Source organism: Mesorhizobium sp. P2_E10, from assembly GCF_056404235.1.
This window is the reverse complement of sequence record NZ_JBFUEK010000001.1, coordinates 775,332-798,145: the sequence shown is the minus strand read 5'-3', so window position 1 is coordinate 798,145 and position 22,814 is coordinate 775,332. Positions and strand designations below refer to the sequence as shown.

The window sequence follows — 22,814 nt, the reverse complement described above, 5'->3', positions numbered from 1 at the left end:
GCCAGTCGACCGATACGCGTACGAGACCGGTTCCCTTTTCCTTGGGATCGATTATCCTTCCAGTCGTCTGCGACAGCTCGCCGGCCACGAGCGTCCCAGGCTGATGAGGGATCCATGAGCAGGAACGCGACATCGTCCGCCCCGCAGCCTTCCAACCCTTTGTCATTTCCAGCCGCTCCCGTCCTTCTGGCCTGTGCACTGAGTTTGTTTCTGGCCGGCTGTCAGAAGCAGGAGGCGGCCGTGAAAAAACTGCCGGTCATGGTGCGCACCGAAACAGTGACGGTTGCCGACTATGCGCCAAGGACCTCGCTGACCGGCGTGATCGCCGCGCGCACGCTAAACAATCTGTCGTTTCGTGTCGGCGGCCGTGTCGCTGAACGGCTTGTCGATGTCGGCCAGCATGTCGACAAGGACGCCGTGCTTGCCCGCATCGATCCGCAGGAACAGGAATCCGACCTGCGCTCGGCGCAGGCCGACCTCGATGCGGCACAGGCGCAATTGACGCAGGCCACCGCGGCCTTCGAACGGCAAAAGACGCTGCTTGCCCAGGGTTTCACCACACGGCGCGACTATGATGCGGCCGACCAGGCGCTGAAGGTGGCGCAAGGCAGTGTCGACGCGGCGCAAAGCGCGCTTTCCAACGCCAAGGAGAACCTGTCCTTCACCGAACTCAGAGCCGGTGCCGCCGGCGTCATCACCGCCCGCCAGGTCGAAGCCGGACAGGTGGTGCAGGCAGCACAAACCGTCTTCACCGTCGCCGAGGACGGCGACCGCGATGCGGTGTTCAATGTGCAGGAAACCCTGGTCGCCAAGACCGCACCATCGCCGGCGGTAACCATCACCCTGTTGTCCGACCCGCAGGTCAAGGCGATGGGCAAGGTGCGCGAAATTGCACCGGCGGTCGATCCGGCTTCGGGTTCGATCCGGGTCAAGATCGCCATTCCCGACACCCCCGCCGGCATGCCGCTGGGCGCGGCCGTCATTGGCTCAGTCAGCGCCCAGCCGTCGAAAGCCGTCATCCTGCCCTGGCAGGCGCTGACCTCGAGCGAAGGCAAGCCGGCGGTCTGGGTCGTCGATGCGTCGAGCAAGGCAGTGGCAACGGCACTGGTCAATGTGCTGGCCTTCGATTCCGGCATCGTCGTCATCGACAAGGGACTGGAGGCTGGACAAAGCGTCGTCACCGCGGGCGGCCAGTTTCTCAGCCCCGGCCAGACGGTCGAGATATCGGGAGCGGGACAATGAGCCGGCTGCCGCGCATCCCTGCCTTGCTTGGCCTGCTTACGCTCGGGTGGCTCGCCGCCTGCTCGCAGTCGGAGGAGAAGCCGCCCGAGATCATCCGGCCGGTTCTGTCAGTGGTGATCGAACCGCAAACCAGCCAGACATTCGGCTTTGCCGGCTCGGTCGAGCCACAATTCAGCGCCGATCTCGCCTTCCGCCTGCTTGGCCGGATCGTCTCCCGTGACGTCAAGGTCGGCGACATCGTCACCAAGGGAACGACGATCGCCACACTCGATCCGACGGCGCTGGAGCTTGCGGTACAGGCAGCAAAGGCGGAACTCTCCAACGCCGAGGCGCAATTCGCCAATGCCGCCGCCAGCGAGGAGCGGCAGCGCCAGCTGCTCGCCGCCGCCAACACCTCGCAGGCCGTCTTCGATGCCGCGCAGCAAGCCAGGAAAGCGGCCGAAGCCGGCGTCGAAAAGGCCAAGGCAGCACTTGCCAAATCGCAGGAGCAGCTGGGCTATGCCCGTCTGTTTTCGGATTTCGATGGGGTCGTCACAGCCGTCGGCGCCGAAGTCGGCCAGACGGTCTCGCCCGGCCAGACCGTCGTCACCGTGGCCCGCTCGGACCTGCGCGACGCGGTCGTCGATATTCCCGACCAACTGACCGACGACCTCTCAGCCGGCACGTCGTTCGACATCATTCTGCAATCGCTGCCGACGATCCACACCGAGGCCAAATTGCGCGAGATCGCGCCGCAGGCCGAAGGCTCGACGCGGACCCGCCGCGTCCGGCTGACGCTGACCAATCCGCCGCAGGCATTCCGGCTGGGTTCGACGGTGACGGCGACACGCGTGGCCACGGTTGCACCGACGATCGAACTGCCGCTGTCGGCACTGCTCGAGAAGAATGGCGCCGACAAGGTCTGGATTGTCGATGAGCAGACGTCGAACGTGCGTTCGCGCGACATCAAGGTCACCGCCAAGGGTGCTGCCACCTTCATTGTCGCCGAAGGCCTCGAGGCCGGGATGCGCGTCGTCACCGCCGGCGTCCACAGCCTGGTGGAGGGGCAGAAGGTCAAGATCAGCCAAGGAGGGGCGACATGAAGGGGTTCAACCTCTCCGACTGGGCGCTCAACCACCGCTCGCTGGTCTGGTACTTCATGCTGGTCTTCGTCGTCGCCGGCGTCTTTGCCTATCTCAATCTCGGCCGCGAGGAAGACCCGGCCTTCACCATCAAGACCATGGTCATCCAGGCCAACTGGCCGGGCGCTTCGGTCAACGAGACGGTGCGGCAGGTCACCGACCGCATCGAAAAGAAACTGGAGGAACTGGACAGCCTCGACTTCACCCGCTCGGTCACCACCGCGGGCAAGACCGTCATCTTCGTCAACCTGAAGGACACCACCAAAGCGCGCGATGTCGTGCCGAACTGGACCCAGGTGCGCAACGTGGTCACCGACATCCGGGCGCAGTTTCCGCAAGGCGTGCAGGGGCCGTTTTTCAACGACCGCTTCGGCGACGTCTATGGCAACATCTACGCCTTCACCTCGGACGGGCTGACGCCGCGCCAGCTGCGCGACTATGTCGAGGATGTCCGGACCAGGATCCTGGCCGTGCCGAACGCCGGCAAGGTCGATCTGGTTGGCGCCCAGGACGAAGCCATCTATCTCGAATTCTCGACCCGCCAGATCGCCGCGCTCGGCCTCAACCAGCAGGCGATCGTGGCCAGCCTGCAGGCGCAGAACGCCATCACGCCGTCGGGAGTCGTCGAATCCGGTCCCGAGCGCGTCAGCGTGCGCGTCGGCGGCCAGTTCACCTCGGAGGAGAGCCTGCGCGCCATCAATCTGCGCGTCAACGATCGCTTCTTCCGGCTGAGCGACGTGGCGACGATCCGGCGCGGCTACGCCGATCCACCGACGGCGCTGTTCCGCTTCAACGGCCAGGATGCAATCGGGCTGGCCATCGGCATGAAGCCCAACGCCAATCTGCTCGAATTCGGCGCCGCACTCGAGAAGGAAATGGACGCGGTGCTGGCCGACCTGCCGGTCGGCGTCGGCGTGCACCTTGTCGCCGACCAGCCTGTCATCGTCGAGGAGGCGGTTTCGGGCTTCACCCGGGCGCTGGCCGAGGCGGTCGCCATCGTGCTCGCAGTGTCTTTCATCAGCCTCGGCATGCGCGCCGGCTTCGTCGTGGCGCTATCGATCCCGCTGGTGCTGGCCATCACCTTCACGGTCATGGCCTATCTCGGCATCTCGCTGCAGCGCATTTCGCTGGGCGCGCTGATCATCGCGCTCGGCCTGCTGGTCGACGACGCCATGATCGCCGTCGAGATGATGGTGGCGCGGCTGGAGGTCGGCGACACGCTGCGCAAGGCGGCGACCTACGTCTACACCTCGACCGCCTTCCCGATGCTGACCGGCACACTGGTCACGGTCGCCGGCTTTATCCCGATCGGCCTCAACAACAGCGCCGCCGGCGAATACACCTTCACGCTGTTCGTCGTCATCGCCGTGTCGCTTCTGGTGTCATGGATCGTCGCGGTGCTGTTTGCGCCGCTGCTCGGCGTCACCATCCTGCCGGCGACGATGAAACAACAGCATCACGACAAGCCCGGCCGGTTCACCAGCCTGTTCCGGCGCGTGCTGCTGGGCTCGGTGCGGCATCACTGGCTGACCATCATCGCCACGGTGCTGTTGTTTGCCGGCTCGATAGCCGGCTTCGGTCTCGTCCAGCAGCAGTTCTTTCCGCCTTCGGACCGGCCGGAACTGATCGTCGATTGGAACCTGCCGCAGAACTCGTCGATTACCGAGACCCGCGACCAGATCGAGCGCTTCGAAGGCCGCGCGCTGGCCGGCAATCCCGACATCGATCATTTCAGCTCCTATATCGGCCAGGGCGCGGTGCGTTTCCTGCTTGCCTTCGACGTCCAGCCGGCCAATCCCTATTTCGGCCAGACCGTCATCGTCACCAAGAGCATCGAGGCGCGCAACCGGCTGAAGCCGGTGCTGGAGAAGCTGCTGCGCGAGGAGTTCATCGGCACCGACGCCTTCGTAAAGCCGCTTGAGCTCGGGCCGCCGGTCGGCCGCCCCGTGCAGTATCGCGTCGGCGGTCCGGACATCCAGACGGTGCGCGAACTGGCGCAGCAATTCGCCGGCCTGATCTCGGTCAATCCGAAGCTGGCGGCACCGACTTTCGACTGGAACGAACCGCAGCGCGTGCTCAGGGTCGACGTGCTGCAGGACAAGGCGCGACAGCTCGGCATAACGTCCTCCGATATTGCCAGCGCGCTGAACAGCACGGTTGGCGGCGCCACCATCACCCAAGTGCGCGACGCCACCTATCTGATCAACGTCGTCGCCCGCTCGCGCGAGGCCGAACGCGGTTCGATCGACACGCTGCAAAACATGCAGCTGCCGACCGGCAATGGCGAGGCGATCCCGCTAGCGGCGGTGGCGAACTTCCTCTACGACCTCGAACAGCCGACGGTGTGGCGACGCAATCGCATCCCGACGATCACCGTGCGCGCAGGCCTGGTCGGCGACGTGCTGCCCGCCACCGTCGTCAACGAATTGAAGCCATCGGTCGACGCCTTCATCGCCAAGCTACCGCCGGGCTATTCGATCGCAACCGCCGGCTCGGTCGAGGAAAGCGCCAAGAGCCAGGGACCGATCGCCGCCGTGGTGCCGCTGATGCTGTTCGTCATGGCGACCATCCTGATGATCCAGCTGCAAAGCTTCCAGCGCCTGTTCCTGGTCGTGGCGGTGGCGCCGCTCGGCCTGATCGGCGTGGTCGCGGCCCTGGTGCCGAGCGGCGCGCCGCTCGGCTTCGTCGCCATCCTCGGCGTGCTGGCGCTGATCGGCATCCTGATCCGCAACTCGGTCATCCTGATCGTGCAGATCGAGGATCTGGTGCGCGAGGGCAAGGACCGCTGGGCGGCCGTGATCGAGGCGACCGAGCACCGCATGCGGCCGATCGCGCTGACGGCGGCCGCCGCCAGCTTGGCGCTGATCCCGATTGCGCGCGAAGTGTTCTGGGGGCCGATGGCCTACGCCATGATGGGCGGCATCATCGCCGGCACGGCGATCACGCTGCTGTTCCTGCCGGCCCTTTATGTCGCGTGGTTCCGGATCAAGGAGCCGAAGCCCCGGGAAGAGCCACCGGTTCTGGAGAATGGCGAATTGGTGGAAGGTCCAGCTTAAGGCTCGGCCGGATCATTCGTTGTCGTTGGAGGGCATAGGACGCGACTTGGCGCGCTGCCAAGGCGACGATTTTGAGGTGCGGCAGGCATGCCAGCCTTCGGGCAGGTCGGCCAAGGCAAGGATGCTTTCATCCCGCTGCACCACGTTCTGCAAGCTGGCGATCATGATGTCACCTTCATCAACGGGTCCAGGTTCGCTGTTGTGAAACTGCCAGCTGCCGTCATCATCGTCATGCGACACATATGCGATCCAGTCGCCGCGGATCACGATGCCCTTGTCCAAAAACACCGCGACATTGGGCGGGTCTGAAAACTTCCATTCCGCCATGGAATTCCCCCGACGACGACAGTTGCTCAGGCAGTTCTCACAAACCCCTCACTCGCCCTGAGCAGGTTGCGCGTATAATCCTCCGTCACGCGGTGGCCGATCAGCTGGCTCGCCGTCAGGTTTTCAACCGCCTCGCCGTTCTGCATCACCATCAGCCGCTCGCACATATGGGTGACGATGGCGAGGTCGTGGCTGACCATCAGGAAGGTCAGCTTGCGTCGCCTGCGGATTTCCTCCAGCAGGTTGAGCACTTCCGCCTGCACCGATGCGTCGAGCGCCGAAGTCGGTTCGTCGAGCAAAAGGATCGACGGTTCGAGGATCAGGGCACGGGCGATCGCGACGCGCTGGCGCTGGCCGCCTGACAATTGATGCGAATAGCGGAAGCGGAAGCCATTGCCGAGGCCGACCTCGTCCAGCGCCTGCTGGATGCGCTTTTCGCCATCGGCGAAGCCATGGATGGCGAGCGGCTCCTGCAGCAGCCTGTCGACCGTCTGGCGCGGATGCAGCGAGCCGTAGGGGTCCTGGAAGACCATCTGCACTTCGCGGTAAAAAGCCTTGTCGCGGCGCAGCCCAAGCTTCTTGCCGTTGACGGTGATGCCGCCTGAAGCGACCGGCGCGAGGCCGGCGATTGCCCGCAGCAGCGTCGATTTCCCGGAGCCAGATTCGCCGACCAGGCCAAAAGATTCGCCTGACCTGACTTCGAGGCTGACGCCTTTCAGCGCGCGAAAGCGGTCGAAGATCACCTCGAGCCCGTCGATGGCAATCGCTGCTGTCATGCCGCCCACTCCGGCTTGCGGTCGAGCACCGGCAGCGGGTGGCGTTCGAAGCCTATCCTGGGCATGCAGTTGAGCAGGCCGCGCGTATAGGGATGTTGGGCGTCGCGGAGCTCGGACGCCTTCAGCTGCTCGACCACTTTGCCGGCATACATGACGATCACCCGGTCGCAGAAGGACGAGACCAGGCGCAGATCGTGCGAGATGAAGATCAGCCCCATGCCGCGCTCGCTGACCAGCCGGTCGAGAATTCCGAGCACGTCGAGTTGGACGGTGACGTCGAGGGCCGAGGTCGGCTCGTCGGCAATCATCATTTCCGGTCCGGCGATCAGCATCATGGCGATCATGGCGCGCTGGCCCATGCCGCCGGAGACCTCATGCGGATGCAGGTCGAAGACACGGGCCGGGTCACGGATCTGCACCGCTTCCAGCATGGCGAGCGCGCGATCGCGTGCCTCGGCCTTGCCGACCTTCTCATGCGTGCGCAACGTCTCGACGATCTGGCGGCCTATACTCATCACCGGATCGAGCGAGTATTTGGGGTCTTGAAGGATCATGGCGATCCGTTTTCCCCGCATGGCCCTTCGTTCGCGCGGCGAGACGCCGAGCAGGTCGATGCCGTCAAAAGCGAGCTTGTTGGCTGATATGCGGGCCTGCGGCGGGGTCAGGCCCATAATGGCGCGGCCGGTCTGCGACTTGCCCGAGCCGCTCTCGCCGACAATGCCCAGTCTTTCGCGGCCTAGCGAGAAGGAGACGCCGCGCACCGCCTCGATCAGGCCGGTGCGGGTCGGGAAGGTGACGCGCAGGTCGTCGACCTCGAGAAGCGCACGGTCGCCGCTCATTGCTCGCCACTCCTTGGATCGAGCGCGTCGCGCAGGCCGTCGCCGAGCAGGTTGAAGCCGAGGCTGACGATGAGGATGGCGAAGCCGGGCGCGCCGGCCACCCACCACTGATCGAGCACAAAGCGACGGCCCGAGGCGATCATCGCGCCCCATTCGGGAAGCGGTGGCTGCGCGCCGAGGCCGAGGAAGCCGAGACCGGCGGCTGTCAGGATGATGCCGGCCATGTCGAGCGTCACCCTGATGATCAGCGAGGAGATGCAGAGCGGCATGATGTGGCGCAAAACGATGCGGAACGGCGAAGCGCCCATCAATTGCACCGCCTTGATGTAATCGGAATTGCGCACGGTCAGCGTTTCGGCGCGCGCAATGCGGGCATAGGGCGGCCATGAGGTGATGGCGATGGCCAGAACCGCGTTCTCGATGCCGGGGCCAAGGGCGGCAACGAAGGCCAGCGCCAGGATCAGCTTGGGGAAAGCGAGGAAGATGTCGGTGATGCGCATCAGGATGGCGTCGGTCCAGCCGCCGGCATAGCCGGCTACGGTGCCGACCAGCAGGCCGATCGGGGCGGCGATGACAGCGACAAGGATGACGACATAGAGCGTCCATCGCGAGCCGAAGATGATGCGCGAGAGGATGTCGCGGCCAAGGTCATCTGTGCCGAACCAGTGCGCGGCGCTTGGCGCCAACAGCCGCGAATTCTTGAGGTCGCCGAATGTCGGGGAATAGGGCGCCAGCACATCGGCAAGGCCCGCGACCACCAACAGCGCGATGATGATGAGCAGGCCAAGAAACGCCAGCCGGTTGGCGGAAAAGCGCCGCCACGCCACGTAAGTGCGGCCGAGCCTGGCCTGCATGCGCGAGGCTGGCCGCTCGCTGAGCAGCCAATCGCGGCGGCTCTGGATCACCTCGGCGCTCATCCTGCCTTGGTCCTTGGATCGAGCACGCGGTAGAGCAGATCGGACAAAAGATTGATGGCGATGAAGACCGAGCCGATGACGATGGTGCCGCCGAGCACGGCGTTCATGTCCGCGTTCTGCAGCGAATTGGTGATGTAGAGGCCGATGCCAGGCCACGAAAACACGGTCTCGGTCAGCACCGAGCCTTCGAGCAGCCCGGCATAGGAAAGCGCGATCACGGTGACCATCGGCACGGCGGCATTGCGCAACGCATGGCGCCAGATGATGCGGGTTTCCGACAGGCCCTTTGCGCGCGCCGCAACGATGTATTCCTGGGCGAGCTCGTTGAGCATGAACGAGCGCGTCATGCGGCTGATGTAGGCGAGCGAGAAATAGCCCAGCAGCCCTGCCGGCAGGATGATGTGGCGGAAGGCGTCGTAGAAGACATCCCACTGTCGCTGCCACAGCGCATCCAGAAGATAGAAGCCGGTGATCGGCGTGAAGGTGTATTCGTAGACGACGTCGAGGCGACCGGGAAAGGCGACCCATTTCAGCTTGGCGTAGAACAGCACCAGCCCCAGCAGCCCGATCCAGAAGATCGGCACGGAATAGCCGATCAGGCCGACGATGCGCACGATCTGGTCGATGATGCTGCCACGCCGCACCGCGGCCAGCACGCCGAGCGGCACGCCGATCACGGAACCGATCAAGGTTCCCAGCGTCGCCAGTTCGATCGTCGCCGGAAAGGCACGGCGAATGTCGGTCATGACAGGATTGGTGGTCAGCACCGAGGTGCCGAAATCGCCGTTCAGGGCGTTTTTCACATAGATATAGAATTGCTCGACCAGCGGCAGGTCGAGACCCATCTCGCGGCGTGTGCGCTCGACGACATTGACCGGCGCCCGGTCGCCGAGCACCGCCAGAACCGGGTCGATCGGGATGACACGGCCAATGAAGAAGGTCACCGCGAGAAGACCGAGATAGGTCGTTATCGCGATAACCAGGAAGCGGCCAATGAAGGATGCGGCAGCAACGGCGCGGGCGCTGCCGCGCCGCGCCGCCACTTGGTTTTCAACCGCGCTCATGCGGCGCGTCCGCGAACGCTATTCCTTGGAGACCGGCCCGACGAAGTTGGTGTCGAAGCTCGGTCCGAGCGCAAAACCCTTGAGGTTCTTGCGCAGGCCGGCCACTTCCAGCTGCTGGTGAATGATCACGAAGGGACTGGTGTCGAGGATCTTCTTCTCGAGATCCTTGTACATGTCGGCGCGCTTGCCGGCGTCCTTCTCCAGCAGGGCCGCTTCCGTCTCCTTGGTCAGATCCGGAATGTCCCATGAGTTGCGCCAGGCCAGCGTGTGCGACTTGCCGGCATCCGAATTGTCCGGGTTCGAGGCAAAGGTCTGGGCATTCGAATTCGGATCGAAATAGTCCTGGCCCCACTGGCCGATGTAGATGTCGTGGTTGCGGGCGCGGTACTTGGTCAGCGTCTGCTTGCCGTCGCCGGGAATGATCTCCAGCTTGATGCCGACCTGTCCCAGCGTCTGCTGGATCGATTCCGCCATGCCTGTCTCCGGCTGTTTGCTGCGTACGTCCATGGTGACGCTGAAGCCGTCCGGCAGGCCGGCCTTGGCCAGCAGTTCCTTGGCCTTGGCGACATCGAGCTTGAACGGATTCTCGTCGAGTTCACCCAGCACGCCTTTCGGCAGGAAGGTCTGGTGGATCTCGCCGATGCCCTTGAGGATGGTCGAGCCCAGCGCGTCGTAGTCGACCAGATATTTGAAGGCCTGGCGAACCTCGGGCTTGGCGAGGTTCGGATTCTTCTGGTTGAGACTGATGTAGTAGACCGTGCCCTTCGGCGCGCTGGTGGTGGTGAGATCGGCATTCTTGGCGATGGCGTCGAGGTCGTTCGGCTCGAGGTTGCGGGCAACGTCGATGTCGCCGGCTTCGAGCGCCAGGCGCTGGGCCGAACTCTCCTTCATGTTGCGATAGATGACGCGGGCAAGCTTGGCCTTCTCACCATAGTAATTGTCGTTTCGCTCCATGACGACGGCTTCGTTGGCGCGCCATTCGCGCAGCTTGAAGGCGCCGGAGCCGGCATAGCCGGTCTTCAGCCAGGCATTGCCGAAATCATTGTCCCATTTGTAGTCGGCGCTCGGCGTCACCGCAGCGACATGTTCCTTGACCAGCTTGGCGTCGACCACCGACGCGACGGTGGCCGACAGGCAGTTCAACACGAAGCTCGGCGCATAGGCCTTGTCTACAGTGAACTGGAAGGTTGTGTCATCGATTGACTTGGCCTTCTCGGTGACATTGTCGCCGCTGATGCCGAACTGGCCGATGATGAAGGCCGGGCTCTTGTCCAGCTTGACGGCGCGTTCGAACGAGTAGGCGACGTCGGCCGCGGTGATCGGGTTGCCCGAGGCAAATTTCAGGCCGGGCTTGAGCTTGAAGGTATAGGTCAGGCCGTCATCGGAGACGGTCCAGCTTTCGGCGAGATCGCCCTTGACCTTGGACGTGTCACTGAGGTCGAGGCGGACAAGCAGATCATAGGTGTTGCCGGTGACCTCGGCGGTCGACAATTCGAACGCCTCGCCCGGATCCATGGTGATGATGTCGTCGATCGCAAAACCTTCGACCAGCGTGTCGGCGGGCGTGACCGCGCCAGCCGGTGCGCCGGCCAGCAGCAGCGCGGACATGGCAGCGCCTGCGAGCAAGACGCGCGAGCGTAGAGCAAACTTTTCCATCATCATTTTGATTGTTCCCTGTTTTGTTGGTTTGTTGACCTGAGTTCCCGGCTCAGGCTGCAGAATTAATTCCGGGGTCGAACGACGGCCCTCTAACCCCTTACCGTCGTGGTTTTTGTCCAATTGGTCAACACCATATCCGGCGGCTTCCAAGCCGGCAACGAGCATTTGTACGACAGCTTATTGGACCAGAATGGGCAGGGCCACGTCGACGCACATGCCGGCTAATTGAAGCCGCCAATCGGGAAAAATCTGCTAATTTTCGTGACTACTTCAGCGCTGCGACCAGATCGGCGTCAGGAAAACAGGTGGCGGCGCGGCCGTTCTTGGCCTGCCACTCGCCGATCGAGCGGCGCGTCTTGAAACCGGGCAGGCCGTCGGCGCTGCCAACATCATACCCCTTGGCCTCCAGCGCCCGCTGCAGGCCGGCAATGTCGGAGCGGTAGAGGCCGCCGACCGCCCCCCAGCTGCCGGAAAAATCGCTGTCGCCATGGGCGATGCGGTCGGCGCCATGGCCGATGAACAGGGCGTAGAGGTCGCTGGTGTTGTATTGCTTCAGAACGTAGAAATTGGGCGTGGCGATGAAGGCCGGGCCGCTGCGCCCGGCCGGCATCAACAGAAAGCCTTCGGCCTTCAGTTCGCTGGCCGGAAACGGTTTTGCGCCGACGCGCTTGATGCCCATCGCCGCCCATTCGGAGATCTTCTTGCCCTGGTCCGGGCCTTCCAGCGAACAAGAGACCGTCTCCGGCACGGTCACTTCAAAACCCCAGCCGCGACCTTTCACCCAGCCATAGTGGACGAGATAGTTGGCGATCGAGGCGAGCACGTCCGGCGTCGAATTCCAGATATCGACGCGGCCGTCGCCATCGAAATCGACGGCATGTTTCAGGAACGAGGTCGGCATGAACTGCGGCTGGCCGAGCGCGCCGGCCCATGACGATTTCATCGCGCCGACCTGGGCCAGCCCGCGCTCGACGATCTCGAGTGCGGCCAGCAGTTCGGTGCGAAAGAAGTCTTTCTTGGTCGACATGAAGGCCTTGGTGCCGAGCACCTTGAAGGCATCGAAAGGCATCTTTGCCGCACCGAAGCCGGTCTCGCGGCCCCAGATCGCCAACAGCACCTCACCCGGCACGCCATAGCGCTTTTCGATCGCGGCCAGCGTCTTGGCATTGGCAGCCTCGCGCGTGCGCCCGCCTGATGTGACGGCGCGCACGGTCTTTTCGGCGAAATAGGCGCCGGGCGAACCGAACTCGGCCTGGTGCTGCTTCTGCGGCGTCGTCGCCTTCTGGCCAGGCAGGACAAGGTCGGGAAGCTTGAGGTTGGGCGTCACGCCATCGAAGGCGGCATCGAAGGTTCTTTTGGAGATGCCTTTGGCCTTGGCTTCCAGCCAGAGATCGTTTAGCAGCCAGGCGCGGAACTGGTCGTCGATTTTCGCGGCGGAGGCGGGGGCGGCCAAGACGACCACCATCAAAGCGAGGCAGAAAACGACAAGGGCCGATTTCACAGAAGCAGGCTTCATTCGCATTCCCTGCCCGCCAATTGCGTCAAAACGCCGTCCGCGAGCGCAGTGCGGCGGCCAGCGTTCCCTCGTCGAGATAGTCGAGTTCGCCGCCGACCGGCACGCCATGCGCCAGCCGGGTCACCTTGATCTCAAAACCGGACAGCTGGTCGGTAAGGTAGTGCGCGGTGGTCTGCCCCTCGACCGTGGCGTTGACGGCGAGGATCACTTCCTTTACCTCGCCGCCGGCGACGCGGTCGACCAGCGAGCGGATGTTGAGCTGTTCGGGACCGATGCCGTCGAGCGGCGACAGCGTGCCACCGAGCACATGGTAGCGCACGTTCATGGCGGCGGCCCGCTCCAGCGCCCACAGGTCGGAGACATCCTCGACGACTATGAGCGTAGCGGCGTCACGGCGCGGATCGGTGCAGATCATGCAAGGGTCGGACGTATCGACATTGCCACAGGTCGAGCAGATGCGCACCTTGTCGACCGCCTCGCTCATGGCGGCGGCGAGCGGCGACAGCAACTGCTCTTTCTTCTTGATGAGGTGGAGGGCAGCGCGCCTGGCCGAACGCGGACCGAGCCCCGGCACCTTGGCCAGGAGCTGGATCAGGCGTTCAATCTCGGGACCGGCGATTCGCTTGGACATCGCACCGGTTTAGGATTTTTTGACGCGCTTTGGAACGTATCAACGCGCAAAGGACGCGGCGATCGAACGCCGCCGCCTAGTTTGCTTCCTGGCCGACGATCATCGCGGCGACGGCGTCGGTGTTCTCCGGTGTCGATTCAAACGCCATCGCCGCTTGCTGCGACGCAGCCGGGAACGAGGTGATGATCTGCGGGCTCGCGGGTCCGCCGAAACGGGCGGCGTCCGGCTCCTGCATGGGCTCCTGCAACGCCACCATTGTCGGCTTGGCGGTGGGCTTAATGAGGGCCGGCTTGACAGGGCTCACCCTTGCGGACTTCACAGGCTGCGCCACGCCGGCGGTCACATAGGTTGCCTTGGCGGCTGTGGCCTTGGCAGGCAATACCGGCTCTGCTGAGGCGACAAGCGTAACCGGCGCGGCAGGCACCGGCGCCTTTGGCTCGGCGGAGGCAACCATGGTGGTTGGCTCGTCCGGCAGCGGCTGCCAGTTGCGGCCGCGCTTTTCGTAGAAGGCGTTGCCGCCGGCGACCATCGTGTAGTGCATGTTCTTGTAAGGGAAGCGCAGGCCGGCGGTGTGGAAATACATCGTGTTCTTGAGCTTGGCCTTGCGCTCGCCCTTGAGCACCGCCTCGGCGGCTTCCTCGACATCGGGCATCGCCTTGGAATTCATCGGCCGCGTCATCACGCCGGGCGCGAACTGGCCTGGCTCGCCGACGACGTCGCAGATGGTGCTGCCATGCTGGCCGGAGCGCAGCCGGTTCATGACGACGGTGCCGACGGCGATCATGCCGTCACGGCTCGAACGGTTGGACTCGAAGAACATCGCCCGTTCCAGGCACTCCTTGTCCTTCGGGGTGTGGCCGAACGGGCGGCTCAGAAAACTGGGCGTGATAGCATCGGTCAGGCTGGCGACCGACATGCTGTGGGTGGTCTGACTGCAACCGGCCAGAAACAGCGGAGAGGTGATAACGCCGAGTATCAGCGGCGTCTTCCATCGCGTCGCGATCAACAAAATTGCCTCATTTCCAGATGCCAGCCCGCCCCGAGATGTGGCAAGAATGAGACTCTTAAAGGCAAAAAGATGGCTAAAGGATTAGCATTCGTGCAGCTTGGGTAAAACTTTATGAATGCTTGGAAACAACGCCGTGAACACTCCTGGGGAAACCGTTAAGACCACGGCTGGAAGCGAATTTTCCTTCACAATCAATTAACTGGTTGCCGCCGGCTTAGAATGGCAGTTTCATCCCAGGCGGTATCGGCAAGCCTGCCGTCAGCGCCTTGGTCTTCTCCTGCATGATTTGCTCGACCTTATTTTTGGCGTCATTGTGGGCGGCCAGAAGCAGGTCTTCGAGAATCTCGACCTCGTCTTCCTTGAACAGTGACGGATCGATCTTCAGCGACTTCATCTCGAACTTGCCGGTCAGTGTCACGACGACCAGGCCGCCGCCGGCCACGCCGGTGGCTTCCAGCGTGGCGATCTCGTCCTGCATGGCCTGGAATTTGGCCTGCATTTCCTTCGCCTTGCCCATCAGGCCGAGAAGATCTTTCATTGATCCGATCCTTTGCAGAGTCTGGTTTGTCAGGTCTCGTCGTCATCGGCCGGCGGCTCGACCGGCACTTCGGTCTTGTCCGTGTCGACTTCCGGCGCGTCTGGAATGCGCACGTCGATGATCTTGGCGCCGGGAAAGCGCGCCAGGATGGCAGCGACGGTCGGGTCGCTCTTGGCATCCAGGAAAGCGTTCTCGCGTTTGGTCGATTCCATCTCGGCCAGCGTCTGGCCGCCGGTTTCCTTCGACAACGACACCAGCCAGCTGCGGCCTGTCCAGGCGCGCAGCTTGGTGGTCAGATCGTTGAGCAGCATTTTTGGCGCATCGTCGGTCAGGCTGAGGTCGATGCGGCCTGGCTCGATGCGCACCAGGCGCATGCAGCGCTTGACCAGCACCTTGAAGGCGATGTCCCGCTGGGCGTCGGCAAGGGCGGCGATGTCGGCCAGCGATTTCAGCAGCACCGGCGGCACTTCCGCGACAGGCTCGGGCGGTGCAACAAAGGCGGCAGGCATCGGCTCGGTCTCGACCAGCCGCATGGTCTGCGCACCACCGCCAGGCGTCGGCATCCGTGTCTGCGCCACAGCGCTGGTGCCGGCGCCATTGCCGGTGCCTGCCGGCGCACCGTTCGAGCGTGGCGCGCCATTCGAGGCCGGCGCAACACCCTCCAGCGACCGCAGCGCCTCGTCCAGCGTCGGCAGGTCGGCGGCGTGCGCCAGCCGGATCAGCACCATTTCACCGGCGCTGACCGGCCGGTTGGAAGACTGCACCTCTGGAATGCCTTTCAGCAGCATCTGCCATGTTCTGGACAGCACCCGGACCGAGAGCGTCCTGGCGAAGTCGGCGCCACGCGCACGCTCATCCTCGGACAGCGAGGCGTCGTCGAGCGCGGTCGGCACGAAACGCAGCCGGGTGACGAGGTGGTTGAATTCGGCAAGGTCGGTCAGCACCGCGGCCGGGTCGGCGCCGGTGTCGTACTGGTTGCGGAATTCGGCCAGCGCCGCCGCCACATCACCCTTCATCACATGCTCGAACAGGTCGACGATGCGGGCGCGGTCGGCCAGGCCCAGCATGGAGCGCACCGCTTCGGCGCTGACCGCGCCGCCGCCATGGGCGATCGCCTGGTCGAGGATGGACAGCGAATCGCGCGCCGAGCCCTCGGCGGCCCGCGCGATCATCGCCAGTGCGTCGTCGTCGACGGCAATGCCTTCCTTGGCCGAAATCGAGGCGAGATGCGCGACCAGCGCGCCGGCATCGATACGCCTGAGGTCAAAGCGCTGGCAGCGCGACAGAACGGTGATCGGCACCTTGCGGATTTCGGTGGTGGCAAAAATGAATTTGACGTGCGGCGGCGGCTCTTCCAGCGTCTTCAGCAGGCCGTTGAAGGCCTGGGTGGAGAGCATGTGCACTTCGTCGATGATGTAGACCTTGTAGCGCGCCGACACCGGCGCGTAGCGCACGCGCTCGATAATGTCCCTGATGTCGTCGATGCCGGTGTGCGAGGCGGCGTCCATCTCGATCACGTCGACATGGCGGCCTTCCATGATTGCCTGGCAATGCTCGCCGAGCACCGCAAGGTCGATCGATGGCTGATCGACGCTTGATGTCTTGTAGTTCAGCGCCCGCGCCAGGATGCGCGCCGTCGTCGTCTTGCCGACACCGCGCACGCCGGTCAGCATCCAGGCCTGGGCGATGCGGCCGGTGGCAAAGGCATTGGTCAGCGTGCGAACCATCGGCTCCTGGCCGATCAGTTCGGAGAAATTGGAAGGACGGTATTTGCGCGCCAGAACGCGATAGGCGCCGGCCTTTTGCTTATCCAGGTTTTCTGGGCCCGAATTTCCGGCTTCGCTCATTCGCCCGTAAAGCTCCAAAAGGCCGCGTCCGAGGGTGGCCGATTCCTGCTAATAGTCTCGCCCGCGCTGCAATGCGTCGTCAATGTCGCGAGAGGGGCCGATGAGGTGGGAGGCTGGAACAATGACCCGTTCCGGGCTCGTTAGGGCTGCTTCCTTCCGGACCTGACCCGGTTGGCGAGTGGATCGTCCACCACCAACCTCCCGCGTTCCATATCGGCAATTGCGCGATGAAATGCAAGTGCACACGAGAATCCGCATCGCGAACCGCGACCGATCAATGATTCGCTTGCAGCCCTCTTGCAGCCGCTCTAGCGTTCACAAGTTTGAAAAAAGCCGCAAAATTGAAGGAAACGCCGATGCTGCCGGGCCTCAAGGCCGGATTCACACTCGACTCCAGGCTGGAGGTGGACAGCGAGCAGCTGATGTGGCTCGGCCTGTGCGAATTGCGCGTGATGAACGACTGCCGCTGGCCGTGGCTGCTTCTGGTGCCGCAGCGGCCAGGCTCGGAGGAAATCCACGACCTGACGCCGCTCGACCAGGCGATGCTGACCTTCGAGACCAACATGGTGGCGCAGGCGCTGAAAAAGGTGACCGGCTGCACCAAGATCAACACCGGCGCGCTCGGCAATATCGTGCGCCAGCTGCATGTCCATGTCATCGCCCGCTCGGAAGGCGATCCCGGCTGGCCGGGGCCGGTGTGGGGGCACGGCATGCGTGAACCCTATCAGCGCTCCGACATCCGCAAGTTTGCGCAACAGATCAAGGCGGCGTTATAAGCCTGTCCGTGCCAATCCCAGCCTTCGAGTCCCCTGAATGACCTTCCGCCTGTTTGACGCGCCGTTGCGCGAGCCGAGCCAGTTCGTCGGCTTTGCCGGCAACACCATCGACCGGCAGTCCGAGAACCGTGCCGACGATTCCGTCGAGAAGGCGCTGGCCGACCCCTCAGCACGGCTTTTGCTGATGCATGGCGGCCGGCTTCACCTGAAGCTCAGGGATGGCAACTTCGATCCGTGGTTCCATCTGGCCGAGAGCCGACCGCTCAAACCCTCGCCCGAACAGGGCGTTCTGCTCGGCTTTTCCGAAAGCGGCCCGGTGTTGGCCGTGCCGGTCGCGATCGAGTCCGAGCAGCTTCCCGAAACCATCAAGGCCATCGACTATCGCTCGGTCTACATGCAAGGGCTAATCGACGAGGCGGCTGCCGGCGCGCTGGCGCAAGGCGCTGCCTTGCTCGCCTGGCATGCCAGCCACCGCTTCTGCAGCAAATGCGGCACCCAGTCGGACATGCGGGCCGGCGGCTACAAGCGCCACTGCCCAAATTGCAGCACCGAGCATTTCCCACGCACCGACCCGGTGGCGATCATGCTGACCGTCACCCCGGAAAAATGCCTGCTTGGCCGCGGCCGGCATTTTGGGCCGGGCATGTATTCCGCGCTTGCCGGCTTCATCGAGCCGGGCGAGACGATCGAGGCGGCGGTGCGCCGCGAGACGCTGGAGGAAGCCGGCATCCGGCTCGGCCGCGTCGTCTACCACGCCAGCCAGCCTTGGCCGTTCCCCTATTCGCTGATGATCGGCTGCTTCGGCGAGCCGCTCAACGACGACATCCAGGCCGACCTCAACGAACTCGAAGACTGCCGCTGGTTTTTCCGCGATGAGGTGCGGCTGATGCTGGACAGGACGCACAAGGACAACCTGGTCACGCCGCCGAAAGGCGCGATCGCGCATCACTTGATCCGCGCCTGGGTCGATAGCGAAACGAGAAATATCGCAGGAGTACGAACATGATCCGTCACACCGTCGTCTTCACGCTGAAGCATCCGCCACACTCACTGGAGGAAAAAAGATTCCTCACCGACGCCAAGAGAATCCTCAGCGCGATCAAGGGCGTTACGCATTTCGAGCCGCTGCGGCAGGTCAGCCCCAAGAACGACTATCACTTCGGCTTCTCGATGGAGTTCGTCGATCAGGCGGCCTATACGAGATACAATGATCATCCCGACCACGTCGCCTTCGTGCGCGACCGCTGGGTGCCGGAAGTCACGGCGTTTCTCGAAATCGACTACGTGCCGCTGGGCCTGCTTGTCTAGAGCGGCATCCTAGTTGCCGTGGGCTAACGCGGTGAGCGCCCGTCCTTGAACGCTTCGGAAAACTCGGCAACGATCGCTTTTATCAAGCGGCCGGTGATCCTGTCCTTCTGCCAAAGCGCTGTCATCTCGACGGGAGACGGTTCCCAGTCCGGCAGGACACGGACCAGTGCACCGGATTTCAATGCGGCCTCGACCATGAAAATGGGCAGATTGGCGACGCCGAGCCCTCCAATCGCGGCATCGATCAGTATGGTCTGCCGGTTTGCCGCAAAGCCTATCCTGGGACTCACCGTGGTTGTCACGCCGGCATGGTTACGCAAATCCCATTCGACCAGATCACGACGGATCGCCAGCGCAGGAATATCCTTCAGATCCTGCGGCTCCTTCAGACCGGGATGTGCCGCCAGATAGTCCGGACTGGCGACCAGCATTCGCGGCAAGGTCGCTATCTTCTTGAACACCAGCGCGGAGTCCGCGACCGACCCCATCCGGACAACGAGATCGTATCCTTCCTCGATCAGGGATACCCTTCGGTCTTCAAGCGTCATTTCGATCATGACGTCCGGGTATCGGCTTTTGAACCGGATCAAGGCCGGAGCAAGCACTGCCGTGGCCATGTCGGGCGGTAGCGACAGACGCACCCTCCCCGACAGCGCTACCCGCTCGTCCTGAACCTCGGCGACGGCTTCTTCGGCGAGCGTAAAAGCTGTCCGACTGCGGTCGAAAAGCTGCTGGCCCTGCTCGGTCAGCACGACGCCCTTCTTCGTGCGCCGGGCCAGCCGAACGTTCAAAGCCTGTTCCAGCGCCGATAGGCGGCGAGAGAGCGTAGCCTTCGGGATGCCCGTCGCACGTTTGGCGGCCGCTAGCCCGCCAGCCTCGACGATGCGAACAAACAGCGCGAGGCCGTCGAAGTCTCCAAACGTTGTCATGTTCCATTTGTGGAACATGACATGGGTATTTTTCAAGCCTTCCGCAGTGTTCGTTTCATTCATAAATCCATTGGCGAGCGATTGCGCTCCCAAGGAGATCACATCATGTCCAAGAATTTCACGCCCGAGAATTCCGCGCTTCTGCTGATCGACCACCAGCTTGGCACCATGCAACTGATCAAGAACATCGACGTCGAGCAGGCCAAGCGAATGTCGCTGGCGCTGGCGAAAGCTGCAAGCATCCTGGGCATACCGACCGTGCTGACCTCGAGTCAGGAAGATCGGCTGCAGGGTCCGCTGCTGCCGGAACTGCAGGAGATCCTTCCCGACGCGTTCGCCAAGCGCGTCAAGCGCGAAGGCGTCGTCAATGCATGGACCGATGCCAACTTCAAGGCAGCGGTCGAAGCGACGGGTCGCAAGAACTTGATCATGGCTGGCGTCACCACCGACGTCTGCCTTGTCTTTCCGGCGATCGACGCCGCTGCCGAGGGCTACAAGGTGCAGGCCGTCATGGACGCTTCGGGTTCGCCGTATGAACTTTCCGAGGACATGTCGCGCCGTCGCATGCAGGACGCCGGCGTCATCCTGACGGCGACCAACACCATGATCGCGGAACTCGCCCAGAACTGGGGCACGCCAAACGGGCAGAAGCTCATCCAGTTGCTGTTCACGGACGTGCTGCCGCCGATCCAGGCGTAGCCGATATCAAGCCCGCAGGAAGCCAGGGAGCAAGGAACATGGCCATGGAAGCAACCGCCATCAAAGGGACCGGCGTCATCTCGCCGGATACCCATCTGGTCAGGGCCTCCGGCCCGTTCCAGCTCCGCCGAATCCGCCCGGGTATTTCGCTGGGGCAACGCGATGATTCGGGTTTCGGCGGGCTTGGAATTATCGACCACGCCCGGCTGCAGCCCGGCCTCGTCGTCCGGATGCACGAACATCGCAACGACGAGATCATCAGCTACATGCGCTCGGGCCGCATGCGCCACACCGATTCCGCTGGCAGGAGCGAAGTCATATCGCCCGATCGGTTGATGGTGATGAACGCAGGCCGCGGCTTCTCGCACGAAGAGGAAGTGGTCGGCGACGATCCGATCGAGATGCTGCAGATCTTCGTCCGGCCCGAGGCGGCGAACCTGGAACCGGGCGTTCAGTTCATCAATCTCGCTGACGGCAAGCGAAACGATCGATGGCGGCTGCTGGCCGGGCCGATCGGATCGGCAGCGCCGAGCTTCATTCGCCAGGCCATCACCCTCTACGATGCCCACCTGTCGGCGGGCAGGCATGTCGACCTGCCGTCAAGGCCCGGTTTCGATCGCTGGCTCTACGTTTTTCGCGGCAAGGTTTCAGTGGGACAACAGGAGGCCGCAACGCACACAGCGGTCATGATCGGCGCGGATGAGACCGCACTCCCCGTGACGGCGACCATGGACTCGGATGTCGTTGTCTTTCTCGTCGATCGATCCGCGAATTTTTCCCGCGAGGGAACGATCAGCGGTTGAGTGACCGGACCAGGCGCTGTTGAGTGCCCAGGCCGGAGGGTGAACCTCAGCAGGCCTAGTCCGCGACTTTCCATTCCTCGCGCGAATTGGCGGCGGGATAGACACCCAGGATCCGCATTTCGCGGGAGAAGAAGCGCAGCTCCTCGAGCGCCAGTTTCACCAGCGGATCATCGGGATGACCCTCGATATCGGCATAGAACAGCGTCGCCGTGAACGCGCCGAGCTGATAGCTCTCCAGCTTGGTCATGTTGATGCCGTTGGTGGCGAAACCGCCCATCGCCTTGTAGAGCGCGGCCGGCACGTTGCGGACGCGGAAGATGAAGGTCGTCATCATCTTGGTGTCGGGCGACGGACGCTCGGCCCATTGCTTGTTCTTGGTCAGGACGACGAAGCGGGTGACGTTGCTATCGGTGTCCTCGACATTTTCCTCGATGATGTCGAGGCCGTAGAGGCTCGCGGCCAGCGCCGGCGCCAACGCCGCCATGGTGCGGTCCTTGACCTCGGCAACCAGCTTGGCGGCACCCGCGGTATCGCCGGCGACGATCGCCTTCCAGCCGTTCTTGCGGATGTATTTGCGGCATTGGCCGAGCGCATGGATGTGGCTGTGCACGGTCTTGATCTCTGCGCGCTTGACGCCCGGCAGCACCATCAGCTGGAAATGGATCGGCAGGAAATATTCGCCGACAATGTGCAGCTTCGATTCCGGCAACAAATGGTGGATGTCGGCGACGCGCCCGGCAATGGTGTTCTCGATCGGGATCATGGCGAGATCGGCCTTGTTGGTCTCGACCGCGTTGAACGCATCCTCGAAGGTCGGGCACGGCAACGGTTCCATCGAAGGGAACATGTTGCGGCTGGCGGTGTCGGAATTGGCGCCCGGCTCGCCCTGGAAGGATATTCTGTTGGTCTTTTCAGGCATGACGCAAATATCTCAGGTTGAAAGGATCGATCTGGCGCGTTCGAGATCGTGCGGCGTGTCGACGCCGAGCGGTAGCGACTGGACGATCTCGGTGTCGATGCGCATGCCGGCTTCCAGCGCCCGCAACTGCTCCAGCCGCTCGCGCCGTTCCAGCGGCGACGGCTTCAGCGCAACGAAGCGCTCGAGTGCGGCGCGGCGATAGGCATAGAGGCCGATATGGTGATAGAGCGGCCCGTCGCCCCAGGGGGCGGTGGCGCGGGTGAAATAGAGCGCCTTGAGCCGTGTCGCAGACAGCGGCGAGCCGACGATCTTGACGACGTTCGGGTTGGTCTTTTCCTCGTCGCGGACGATCTCGACGCCGAGCGTGGCGATGTCCACGGCCGCATCCTCGAACGGCTTCAGCGACGCGCCGATGATCTCAGGGTCGATGGTCGGCAGGTCACCCTGGACATTGACGATGGTTTCGACCTTGCGGCCGGGGTCGAGCGCGGTCAGCGCCTCGAAGATACGGTCCGAACCCGACTCATGGTCCATCCGCGTCATCACCGCCTCGAAACCGTGCGCGCGCACCGCTTCGGCCACGCTTTGCGTGTCGGTTGCCACCACTACCCGGCCAAGCCCGGCCTCGGCGGCGCGGCGGGCGACATGGACGATCATCGGCGCGCCGGCAATGTCGGCCAACGGCTTGCCCGGCAGGCGGGTCGAGGCCATGCGGGCCGGGATGAGGATGAGCGTGGACATGAAGTCAGCAGGCGTTCGAAAAGAGGATGGGGAAAGTGGCAAAAGGTCTCACTGGAAGCGCCCTTATAGGTGTTGCAACGCCTGAGCAAAAGACCTA

Annotated in this window: 22 protein-coding genes and 1 other RNA gene; 8 read left to right on the top strand and 15 right to left on the bottom strand. The window is 63.5% G+C overall.

What is annotated here, in order from left to right; genetic code table 11:
- The first annotated feature begins 240 nt into the window (after positions 1-240).
- From AC1D0N_RS03890 to AC1D0N_RS03880, 3 genes are read left to right on the top strand one after another with little or no spacing between them, the layout of a single operon-like run.
- Positions 241-1,242, top strand: coding sequence for an efflux RND transporter periplasmic adaptor subunit (locus tag AC1D0N_RS03890; protein WP_477241559.1), 1,002 nt, complete (start codon positions 241-243; stop codon positions 1,240-1,242).
- Positions 1,239-2,324, top strand: coding sequence for an efflux RND transporter periplasmic adaptor subunit (locus AC1D0N_RS03885; RefSeq protein ID WP_477241557.1), 1,086 nt, complete (start codon positions 1,239-1,241; stop codon positions 2,322-2,324). The genes AC1D0N_RS03890 and AC1D0N_RS03885 overlap by 4 nt, the downstream gene beginning before the upstream one ends.
- A complete protein-coding gene (locus tag AC1D0N_RS03880) occupies positions 2,321-5,419 on the top strand; it encodes an efflux RND transporter permease subunit (RefSeq protein WP_477241556.1) in 3,099 nt (1,032 codons plus the stop codon). The genes AC1D0N_RS03885 and AC1D0N_RS03880 overlap by 4 nt, the downstream gene beginning before the upstream one ends.
- 12 nt (positions 5,420-5,431) lie before the next feature.
- Here AC1D0N_RS03880 and AC1D0N_RS03875 read toward each other — a convergent pair whose 3' ends face one another.
- The 12 genes from AC1D0N_RS03875 to ffs form a co-directional block, all read right to left on the bottom strand.
- The gene (locus AC1D0N_RS03875) at positions 5,432-5,746 is read right to left on the bottom strand and encodes a hypothetical protein (protein WP_477241554.1); all 315 of its coding nucleotides are present in this window, start codon (positions 5,744-5,746) and stop codon (positions 5,432-5,434) included.
- Positions 5,747-5,772: 26 nt separating this feature from the next.
- A complete protein-coding gene (locus tag AC1D0N_RS03870; RefSeq protein WP_477241552.1) occupies positions 5,773-6,522 on the bottom strand; it encodes an ABC transporter ATP-binding protein in 750 nt (249 codons plus the stop codon).
- A complete protein-coding gene (locus AC1D0N_RS03865; RefSeq protein WP_477241550.1) occupies positions 6,519-7,361 on the bottom strand; it encodes an ABC transporter ATP-binding protein in 843 nt (280 codons plus the stop codon). Before AC1D0N_RS03865 ends, AC1D0N_RS03870 begins: the two co-directional genes overlap by 4 nt.
- Positions 7,358-8,278, bottom strand: a complete 921-nt coding sequence (nikC, locus tag AC1D0N_RS03860) for a nickel transporter permease (protein ID WP_477241548.1) — start codon at positions 8,276-8,278, stop codon at positions 7,358-7,360. The genes AC1D0N_RS03865 and nikC overlap by 4 nt, the downstream gene beginning before the upstream one ends.
- The gene (locus AC1D0N_RS03855; RefSeq protein ID WP_477241546.1) at positions 8,275-9,342 is read right to left on the bottom strand and encodes an ABC transporter permease; all 1,068 of its coding nucleotides are present in this window, start codon (positions 9,340-9,342) and stop codon (positions 8,275-8,277) included. The genes nikC and AC1D0N_RS03855 overlap by 4 nt, the downstream gene beginning before the upstream one ends.
- 18 nt (positions 9,343-9,360) lie before the next feature.
- Positions 9,361-11,004 carry an ABC transporter substrate-binding protein gene (locus AC1D0N_RS03850; protein WP_477241544.1) on the bottom strand — a complete coding sequence of 548 codons (1,644 nt, stop codon included), beginning with the start codon at positions 11,002-11,004 and terminating at the stop codon, positions 9,361-9,363.
- A gap of 262 nt (positions 11,005-11,266) precedes the next feature.
- Positions 11,267-12,466, bottom strand: coding sequence for a lytic murein transglycosylase (locus AC1D0N_RS03845; RefSeq protein ID WP_477241884.1), 1,200 nt, complete (start codon positions 12,464-12,466; stop codon positions 11,267-11,269).
- Positions 12,467-12,542: 76 nt separating this feature from the next.
- Positions 12,543-13,148, bottom strand: a complete 606-nt coding sequence (gene recR, locus AC1D0N_RS03840) for a recombination mediator RecR (protein WP_477241542.1) — start codon at positions 13,146-13,148, stop codon at positions 12,543-12,545.
- A gap of 76 nt (positions 13,149-13,224) precedes the next feature.
- A complete protein-coding gene (locus AC1D0N_RS03835) occupies positions 13,225-14,154 on the bottom strand; it encodes a cell wall hydrolase (protein WP_477241540.1) in 930 nt (309 codons plus the stop codon).
- Positions 14,155-14,371: 217 nt separating this feature from the next.
- Entirely contained in the window at positions 14,372-14,695 is a 324-nt protein-coding gene (locus AC1D0N_RS03830; RefSeq protein ID WP_258604934.1) for a YbaB/EbfC family nucleoid-associated protein, read from the bottom strand.
- Between the two features lie 29 nt (positions 14,696-14,724).
- On the bottom strand, positions 14,725-16,542 hold the full coding sequence (locus tag AC1D0N_RS03825) for a DNA polymerase III subunit gamma/tau (RefSeq protein ID WP_477241538.1): 1,818 nt from the start codon (positions 16,540-16,542) through the stop codon (positions 14,725-14,727).
- 105 nt (positions 16,543-16,647) lie between these two features.
- An RNA gene (ffs, locus tag AC1D0N_RS03820) (signal recognition particle sRNA small type) lies at positions 16,648-16,744 on the bottom strand.
- A gap of 154 nt (positions 16,745-16,898) precedes the next feature.
- On the opposite strand from ffs, the gene AC1D0N_RS03815 reads away from it, so the two are divergent.
- From AC1D0N_RS03815 to AC1D0N_RS03805, 3 genes are read left to right on the top strand one after another with little or no spacing between them, the layout of a single operon-like run.
- Positions 16,899-17,318 carry an HIT domain-containing protein gene (locus tag AC1D0N_RS03815; protein ID WP_477241536.1) on the top strand — a complete coding sequence of 140 codons (420 nt, stop codon included), beginning with the start codon at positions 16,899-16,901 and terminating at the stop codon, positions 17,316-17,318.
- A 37-nt stretch (positions 17,319-17,355) separates the two neighbouring features.
- A complete protein-coding gene (gene nudC / locus AC1D0N_RS03810; RefSeq protein WP_477241534.1) occupies positions 17,356-18,324 on the top strand; it encodes an NAD(+) diphosphatase in 969 nt (322 codons plus the stop codon).
- Entirely contained in the window at positions 18,321-18,626 is a 306-nt protein-coding gene (locus AC1D0N_RS03805) for a Dabb family protein (protein ID WP_477241532.1), read from the top strand. The genes nudC and AC1D0N_RS03805 overlap by 4 nt, the downstream gene beginning before the upstream one ends.
- A 23-nt stretch (positions 18,627-18,649) precedes the next feature.
- Here AC1D0N_RS03805 and AC1D0N_RS03800 read toward each other — a convergent pair whose 3' ends face one another.
- Complete coding sequence (locus AC1D0N_RS03800) at positions 18,650-19,711, bottom strand: LysR substrate-binding domain-containing protein (protein ID WP_477241530.1); 1,062 nt, start codon at positions 19,709-19,711, stop codon at positions 18,650-18,652.
- Here AC1D0N_RS03800 and AC1D0N_RS03795 point away from each other — a divergent pair.
- Together AC1D0N_RS03795 and AC1D0N_RS03790 are read left to right on the top strand one after the other, a co-directional pair.
- Positions 19,661-20,254 (top strand): isochorismatase family protein, encoded by a 594-nt coding sequence (locus tag AC1D0N_RS03795; RefSeq protein ID WP_477241528.1) that lies wholly within the window; start codon positions 19,661-19,663, stop codon positions 20,252-20,254. The genes AC1D0N_RS03800 and AC1D0N_RS03795 overlap by 51 nt on opposite strands.
- Positions 20,255-20,292: 38 nt before the next feature.
- The gene (locus AC1D0N_RS03790) at positions 20,293-21,057 is read left to right on the top strand and encodes a pirin family protein (protein ID WP_477241526.1); all 765 of its coding nucleotides are present in this window, start codon (positions 20,293-20,295) and stop codon (positions 21,055-21,057) included.
- 55 nt (positions 21,058-21,112) lie between these two features.
- On the opposite strand, the gene AC1D0N_RS03785 is transcribed toward AC1D0N_RS03790, so the two are convergent.
- Complete coding sequence (locus AC1D0N_RS03785; protein ID WP_477241524.1) at positions 21,113-21,976, bottom strand: prephenate dehydratase; 864 nt, start codon at positions 21,974-21,976, stop codon at positions 21,113-21,115.
- A 12-nt stretch (positions 21,977-21,988) separates the two neighbouring features.
- The gene (locus AC1D0N_RS03780) at positions 21,989-22,717 is read right to left on the bottom strand and encodes a 3-deoxy-manno-octulosonate cytidylyltransferase (RefSeq protein WP_477241522.1); all 729 of its coding nucleotides are present in this window, start codon (positions 22,715-22,717) and stop codon (positions 21,989-21,991) included.
- Positions 22,718-22,814 lie beyond the last annotated feature (97 nt).

Bases quoted from the DNA above. Each gene is read 5' to 3' on its own strand.
- AC1D0N_RS03885 (WP_477241557.1), top strand. From the start codon at position 1,239: ATGAGCCGGCTGCCGCGCATCCCTGCCTTGCTTGGCCTGCTTACGCTC.
- AC1D0N_RS03880 (WP_477241556.1), top strand. From the start codon at position 2,321: ATGAAGGGGTTCAACCTCTCCGACTGGGCGCTCAACCACCGCTCGCTG.
- AC1D0N_RS03875 (WP_477241554.1), bottom strand. From the start codon at position 5,746: ATGGCGGAATGGAAGTTTTCAGACCCGCCCAATGTCGCGGTGTTTTTG.
- AC1D0N_RS03870 (WP_477241552.1), bottom strand. From the start codon at position 6,522: ATGACAGCAGCGATTGCCATCGACGGGCTCGAGGTGATCTTCGACCGC.
- AC1D0N_RS03865 (WP_477241550.1), bottom strand. From the start codon at position 7,361: ATGAGCGGCGACCGTGCGCTTCTCGAGGTCGACGACCTGCGCGTCACC.
- nikC (WP_477241548.1), bottom strand. From the start codon at position 8,278: ATGAGCGCCGAGGTGATCCAGAGCCGCCGCGATTGGCTGCTCAGCGAG.
- AC1D0N_RS03855 (WP_477241546.1), bottom strand. From the start codon at position 9,342: ATGAGCGCGGTTGAAAACCAAGTGGCGGCGCGGCGCGGCAGCGCCCGC.
- AC1D0N_RS03850 (WP_477241544.1), bottom strand. From the start codon at position 11,004: ATGATGATGGAAAAGTTTGCTCTACGCTCGCGCGTCTTGCTCGCAGGC.
- AC1D0N_RS03845 (WP_477241884.1), bottom strand. From the start codon at position 12,466: ATGGTGGTCGTCTTGGCCGCCCCCGCCTCCGCCGCGAAAATCGACGAC.
- recR (WP_477241542.1), bottom strand. From the start codon at position 13,148: ATGTCCAAGCGAATCGCCGGTCCCGAGATTGAACGCCTGATCCAGCTC.
- AC1D0N_RS03830 (WP_258604934.1), bottom strand. From the start codon at position 14,695: ATGAAAGATCTTCTCGGCCTGATGGGCAAGGCGAAGGAAATGCAGGCC.
- AC1D0N_RS03825 (WP_477241538.1), bottom strand. From the start codon at position 16,542: ATGAGCGAAGCCGGAAATTCGGGCCCAGAAAACCTGGATAAGCAAAAG.
- AC1D0N_RS03815 (WP_477241536.1), top strand. From the start codon at position 16,899: ATGCTGCCGGGCCTCAAGGCCGGATTCACACTCGACTCCAGGCTGGAG.
- nudC (WP_477241534.1), top strand. From the start codon at position 17,356: ATGACCTTCCGCCTGTTTGACGCGCCGTTGCGCGAGCCGAGCCAGTTC.
- AC1D0N_RS03805 (WP_477241532.1), top strand. From the start codon at position 18,321: ATGATCCGTCACACCGTCGTCTTCACGCTGAAGCATCCGCCACACTCA.
- AC1D0N_RS03795 (WP_477241528.1), top strand. From the start codon at position 19,661: ATGTCCAAGAATTTCACGCCCGAGAATTCCGCGCTTCTGCTGATCGAC.
- AC1D0N_RS03790 (WP_477241526.1), top strand. From the start codon at position 20,293: ATGGCCATGGAAGCAACCGCCATCAAAGGGACCGGCGTCATCTCGCCG.
- AC1D0N_RS03785 (WP_477241524.1), bottom strand. From the start codon at position 21,976: ATGCCTGAAAAGACCAACAGAATATCCTTCCAGGGCGAGCCGGGCGCC.
- AC1D0N_RS03780 (WP_477241522.1), bottom strand. From the start codon at position 22,717: ATGTCCACGCTCATCCTCATCCCGGCCCGCATGGCCTCGACCCGCCTG.